General features: G+C 69.0%; 6 protein-coding genes. 3 read left to right on the plus strand and 3 right to left on the minus strand.

Going from position 1 to position 5438, the window contains the following annotated elements; translation table 11 throughout:
- From WBA11_RS08645 to WBA11_RS08655, 3 genes are all read left to right on the plus strand, one after another.
- A partial coding sequence (locus WBA11_RS08645; RefSeq protein ID WP_424520297.1) for a Sua5/YciO/YrdC/YwlC family protein occupies window positions 1-1288 on the plus strand: 1288 nt, incomplete at its 5' end.
- 90 nt (window positions 1289-1378) lie between these two features.
- The gene (locus tag WBA11_RS08650) at window positions 1379-2386 is read left to right on the plus strand and encodes an aldo/keto reductase (protein ID WP_424520298.1); all 1008 of its coding nucleotides are present in this window, start codon (window positions 1379-1381) and stop codon (window positions 2384-2386) included.
- A gap of 143 nt (window positions 2387-2529) precedes the next feature.
- Window positions 2530-2850 (plus strand): hypothetical protein, encoded by a 321-nt coding sequence (locus tag WBA11_RS08655; protein WP_424520299.1) that lies wholly within the window; start codon window positions 2530-2532, stop codon window positions 2848-2850.
- On the opposite strand, the gene WBA11_RS08660 is transcribed toward WBA11_RS08655, so the two are convergent.
- The 3 genes from WBA11_RS08660 to WBA11_RS08670 all read right to left on the minus strand — a co-directional run.
- Window positions 2847-3350 carry a GNAT family N-acetyltransferase gene (locus WBA11_RS08660; protein ID WP_424520300.1) on the minus strand — a complete coding sequence of 168 codons (504 nt, stop codon included), beginning with the start codon at window positions 3348-3350 and terminating at the stop codon, window positions 2847-2849. The genes WBA11_RS08655 and WBA11_RS08660 overlap by 4 nt on opposite strands.
- A complete protein-coding gene (locus WBA11_RS08665; RefSeq protein WP_424520301.1) occupies window positions 3343-3999 on the minus strand; it encodes a redoxin family protein in 657 nt (218 codons plus the stop codon). The genes WBA11_RS08660 and WBA11_RS08665 overlap by 8 nt, the downstream gene beginning before the upstream one ends.
- Window positions 4000-4050: 51 nt before the next feature.
- Window positions 4051-5438: protein-disulfide reductase DsbD family protein (locus WBA11_RS08670; RefSeq protein WP_424520302.1), on the minus strand; the 1388-nt coding region annotated here is incomplete at its 5' end.

Here is a 5438-nt window from a genome sequence, read left to right on the forward strand (position 1 = left end):
CGTCTTGGTCATGACCAGCGGGAACCGCTCGAGCGAACCGATGGCGTTCCAAGACGCCGACGCTCTCGAGCGCTTGTCCGGCCTGGCGGACGCCGTACTAATCGGAGAGCGCCCCGTCGCACGCCGCATCGACGACTCCGTCGTCCGCCCCACGTCCAGCGGCCCGGTCTTCCTCCGCCGCGCCCGCGGCTACGCGCCCAGTCCCGTCGCCCGGCTCCCGACCTCGAGGCCGATCTTGGCCCTCGGCGCCGACCTCAAGAGCGCCCCGCTCCTGGCCGTCGACGGGCAAGCCTTCCTGGCTCCCTACGTCGGAGACCTCAGCCACTACGGCGCCGAGGTCGCGTTTCGAGAAACGGTCCACCACCTTCTCGCGACGTACGACCTCGAGGTCGGCGACGTGCTCGTGGTTCACGACGCGCACCCGGGCTACCGCTCGACCGCGTTCGCGCGCGACCTCCAGGACGAGGGCGTCGAGACGGTCGCGGTCCAGCATCACCGGGCGCACGTCGCGTCGGTGCTCGCCGAGCGAGACGCGTGGGACACTCAGGTGGTCGGACTCGCCCTCGACGGGCTCGGGTGGGGCGACGACGAGACCGCCTGGGGAGGCGAGGTGTTTTCCGGCTCGCTGCGAGACGGCCTCGAGCGCGTCGATCACCTCCGACCTGCCTGGCTCCCCGGGGGCGACGCTGCGGCTCGGTGGCCGGTCCAAGCCGCCGCCGGCTTCCTCTTCGACACCTCAGGCCTCCCCGACCTCGAGGCCGAGCCGTTCCGCTTTCCCCCTCGATACCGGCAGGCGCTCCGCCTCATCGAGGCCGAGGTCCAAGCGACGCGCACGACCTCGATGGGCCGGCTGTTCGACGCGGCGGCTGCGCTGTGCGGGTTCGTCGGAGAACAGACGTACGAGGGACAGGCGGCGGCGTGGCTCGAAGCGACCGCTCGGCAATCGGGTCCCGTCGAGCCGTACCCGTTCCCGGATCTTGATCACAGGCCCCTCTTGAGGGCGATCGTGCGCGATCGTGCGGTTGACCGCCCCGTGCGAGAGACCGCTCGGGCGTTCCATGCTGGGTTGGCGTCGGGCCTCGCTCGTGTCGCTCGTCGGGAGCAGGACGCGCTACGAGCGGAGGCCGTCGTGGCGTCGGGTGGCGTCTTCGCCAACGCCCTCCTGACCGAGGCTCTCCGCGGCTACCTGTTCGACTGCCCGCTCTGGCTCCCCCATCGCGTTCCTGTCGGCGACGGAGGGATCGCACTCGGGCAGGCTGCACTCGCCATCGCCGGGGAGCCCGCCTGAACAGACTCGACACTCGAGGACCAGCGTCTACGGTTTTCACCACGGTCCCGGCCTCGAGGACGACTTTACCACACCCGCCTCCCCGCCAGCATGATCTACCGCGACGCCGCCTACTCCCCATCGCAAGACCGGTACGACGAGATGGAGTACGTCCGGTGCGGTCAGAGCGGGCTCAAGCTCCCGCCGATCTCGCTCGGCCTGTGGCACAACTTCGGCAGCGTCGACCCCTACGAGAACGCGCGGGCGATGGCGCTGCGGGCGTTCGACCTCGGGATCACTCACTTTGACCTCGCGAACAACTATGGTCCAGAGCCGGGGTCGGCCGAGGTCACGTTCGGCCGCATCCTCGAGGACGCGTTGGGCGCGTTCCGAGACGAGTTGGTTATCTCGACCAAGGCCGGGTACCGAATGGGTTCCGGTCCGTACGGAGAGTGGGGCTCGCGAAAGATGCTGCTCTCGAGCCTGGACCAGAGCCTCGGCCGGATGGGCCTGGACTACGTCGACATCTTCTACAGCCACCGGTTCGACCCGGACACGCCGCTCGAGGAGACGATGGGCGCGCTCGCCCACGCCGTCCAGGTAGGGAAAGCGCTCTACGCTGGCGTCTCGAACTACCCTCCGCAAGCCACTCGCGAGGCCGCGCGCTTGCTCCGCGAGATGGGCGCGCCTCTCCTGATCCACCAGCCGAAGTACAGCATGCTGGTCCGCGATCCAGAAGCCGAGCTGTTCAGCGTCCTCGAGGACGAAGGGGTCGGCGCCATCGCGTATTCGCCGTTGGCGCAGGGCCTCCTGACGGACAAGTACCTCGACGGCATCCCGGACGACTCGAGGGCGGCCAAGGCGACCGGCTTCCTGCGAGAGAACCAGGTGACCGACGACGTGATCGAGACGGTGCGCCGGCTCCGGGACATCGCCAGGGATCGGGGCCAGTCGATGGCCCAGCTCGCGCTCGCTTGGACCCGTCGGCGGCCGGAGGTCACGTCGACGCTAATTGGCGCGAGCCGCGTCGCGCAGATCGAAGAAGCCGTCGCGATGCTGAGCCAGCCTGTCCTCGAGGACGATGTGATCGAACAGATCGAGACGGTCCTGAGCCGGTAGCTCCCCGGCCCGTCTTACCCGGTCACGAGCGTGGTTTACATCGCCCTCGAGGAATCTATCCGTTCCATCTACAGAGACTGTGGAATACTAGCGTGTCACGGGTCCCACCGTTGACATCGAGCGCGAAGCTCTCCCCTCTCTCTATGCGCAGTGCTCTCCTCGCCGTCGTCGGCCTCGCTCTATCGTCGGCCGGTCAGGCCCAAGAGGTCTACCAGCCGTCGCTCCGTTCGACGTTCGTCGTGCCCGCGCAGCCGGGCGAGGCCATCCGCATCACGCAGTACGCGCGCCGTCCGCCCCAGCGCGGCCGCTTGGCCCGCCGCTACCGCGGCATCCGGGTCAACCGCACGCCGCAGGCGGTCCACGTCGCAACTCGGTTTACCCCCGTGTCGCCGATCTACAGCACGCCGCGCAACACCTACGTGCGCCGCAACGGCTCGTTTTTCCCGGTCTCGCCGCGTCGCTAGCCCGCGAACGCCGGATGGTACCGGACCGTCCCGGACACGCCCTCGAGGACGCCGGAAGTCAACTCGACGACCATGAACGCCTCCGGCGGCCCACCGTACTCGTTCTCGATGGCCGGACCCACGACCTCGAATCCGAAGCGCGGATAGTAGCCGGGGTGTCCGAGGACGAACACCGCGTCGGCGCCGGTATCGCGGGCGGCCTCGAGGCCGTCGGAGACGAGCGCTGTCCCGACGCCTCTTTGCTGGTGCTCGGGGTGAACCGCCATTGGCGCCAAGCCCACCAGCGCCCTCGAGGGCGCGCCCTCGAGGTCGACGGGCGAGAACGCGATGTGGCCGATGACCTGATCGCCCTCGAGAGCGACGAGCCCGAGATAGCCGGGACACCGGTCCCGCAGACGGTCGACCAAATCGGCTTCGTCCGGCCGGCCGAACGCCATCGCGTTGACGCGGCGGACGTCAGCCCGGTCCTCGAGGCGCTCCGCGCGAACGAGGCTAGGCACCGTACTTCACGGAGCAGCCGTAGGGCTGGGTCGTGGCGGGATCGGACATGACGCCGTTCATCGCCGCGGCGATGGCGGGCGTCACGTAGTCGGTCGCGCCCTCGAGGTCGGCCTGGTCCGAGGTCGGCTTGTCATCGATGGCGCCGTTGTAGGCCACCTTGCCGTCGGCGTCGATGACGATCATCTGGGGCGTAGTCCGGGCGTCGTAGGCCCGCCCGACATCGCCGGCCGGGTCCAACAGCACGGCCGCTTGGAGCCCGCCCTCGAGGGCGGTCCGCTCGTTCATGGCATCAGCCTCGAAGTAGCCCTGCTCACCCGGTGCGGACGACACGATGGACAGCCACACGACGCCGTCCTCGCGGGCCTGCTCTTGGAGCGCCTGCATGTTGCCGCCGCCGTAGTGCTTGCCGACGAACGGGCAGTCGTAGTTCAACCACTCGAGGACGACCGTCTGGCCCGCGTAGTCCTCGAGGGCGTGCTCCTCTCCGTTCGTGTCGACGAGCGTGAACGGAGGCGCCTGCGCTCCGGGCGTCGGCGCGACCTCGAGGTCGGTGACCACTTCAGCAGCGGCGTCGGCCGGAGCCGGTTCCGGCTCGGTGGCGCAGGCGGACAGGACGAGCAGCGAGCAGGCGAGGAGGGCGACGCGCATGACGAGTGGGGGTTCTGGAGCCTGCTAGACCGAATCCCGGGGCTCGGGTTCCTACCGCGACGCCGTCTGCACGCCCCTCACGGCCTCGAGGACGATCTGGGGCGTTAGGACGGACGGGAGCAAGACCGGCTCCGCCCCGCCTCCAGGGTAGTAGACATAGAGTGGCACGCCATTGCGCCCGAATCGGTCGAGGAACGCCGTGATCTCGGGGTCTCGATTGGTCCAGTCCGCCCGCACGGTTTTGATCCCGCCGTCCGCAAAAGCGCTAGCGACCACATCGGTGTGGAGCGCGGTCTTTTTGTTGACCTGGCAGGTCAGGCACCACGCGGCCGTGAAGTCGATGAACACCGGCTCGCCGGCCGCAACCATCGCGTCGACGGTCTCGGCCTCGAAGGCCGTCCACTCACCGTCCGTCGAGGTCGACGCCTGGGCCTCTTGGTTGCTCCCGGTCACGACCAAGACTCCGGCGCCGACGACGGCGGCCAGTGCCAAGACACGCACCACGGCGAGCGTCCGGCTCGAGGTCGTCTGGGCGGGCCACCGACCGATAAGCCACGTCGCGAAGCCGAGCGCGACGAGCGCCAGCAGCAGGGCTCCGGCGCCGTTGATGCCGGTCTGCAAGCCGAAGACCCAGACGAGCCAGACGGCCGTCGCAAAAAGCGGGAAGGCGAGCGCCTGCTTGAGCGTCTCCATCCAGGGTCCGGGACGAGGCAGTCGCTTCATGAGGGCCGGGTTGAAGGACAGGATCACGTAGGGCAGCGCCATCCCCAGACCGAGTGTCGCGAACACCGCCAACGCGATGGCCGCCGGCTGCGCGATGGCAAAGCCGAGCGCCGCGCCCATAAACGGAGCTGTGCACGGCGTCGCGACGACCGTCGCCAGGACGCCGGACCAGAACGCGCCTCCCATGCCCTCCCCCTTGTCGAGCCGAGCGCCCGCCGACATCAGACCTTGCCCGACCTCGAAGACGCCGACCAGGTTGAGACCCAAGACGACCATTAAGATGGCGAGTCCCGCGACGACGGGCGGACTTTGGAGTTGGAACCCCCACCCGAGGCTGGCTCCCGCGGCTCGGAAGGCCAGCAACGCGCCGGCTAGAATCAGGAACGAGACCAACACGCCGGCCGCGAACACCAGTCCGTGCGTGCGCAACGTCGCGCGATCGTCTTCTCGGCCCTTGACGAACCCCAAGATCTTAAGGCTCAGGACCGGGAAGACGCACGGCATCAGGTTCAGGATCATGCCCCCGACGAACGCGAACGCGAGAGCGCTCCACAGCGTCATCGGCTCGTCCTCGACGGGCGCAGTACCAGCGACGTCGGCCCCGGCCACGACGGCGTCGACCTCGAGGGCGCGGGCGGCACCGTCGACGGTTTGCCCGTCGGGCGCGACCAAGAGGCCTCGGAGCCGGTTGGCCGGCTCCCCGAACGGCGACGACG

Origin of the sequence: Rubrivirga sp., assembly GCF_049648075.1 — a bacterium.
Taxonomy (GTDB): Bacteria; Bacteroidota; Rhodothermia; order Rhodothermales; family Rubricoccaceae; genus Rubrivirga.

Excerpts from the sequence above, each read along its gene's own strand:
- WBA11_RS08655 (WP_424520299.1), top strand. The coding sequence starts at position 2,530 with ATGCGCAGTGCTCTCCTCGCCGTCGTCGGCCTCGCTCTATCGTCGGCC.
- WBA11_RS08650 (WP_424520298.1), top strand. The coding sequence starts at position 1,379 with ATGATCTACCGCGACGCCGCCTACTCCCCATCGCAAGACCGGTACGAC.
- WBA11_RS08665 (WP_424520301.1), bottom strand. The coding sequence starts at position 3,999 with ATGCGCGTCGCCCTCCTCGCCTGCTCGCTGCTCGTCCTGTCCGCCTGC.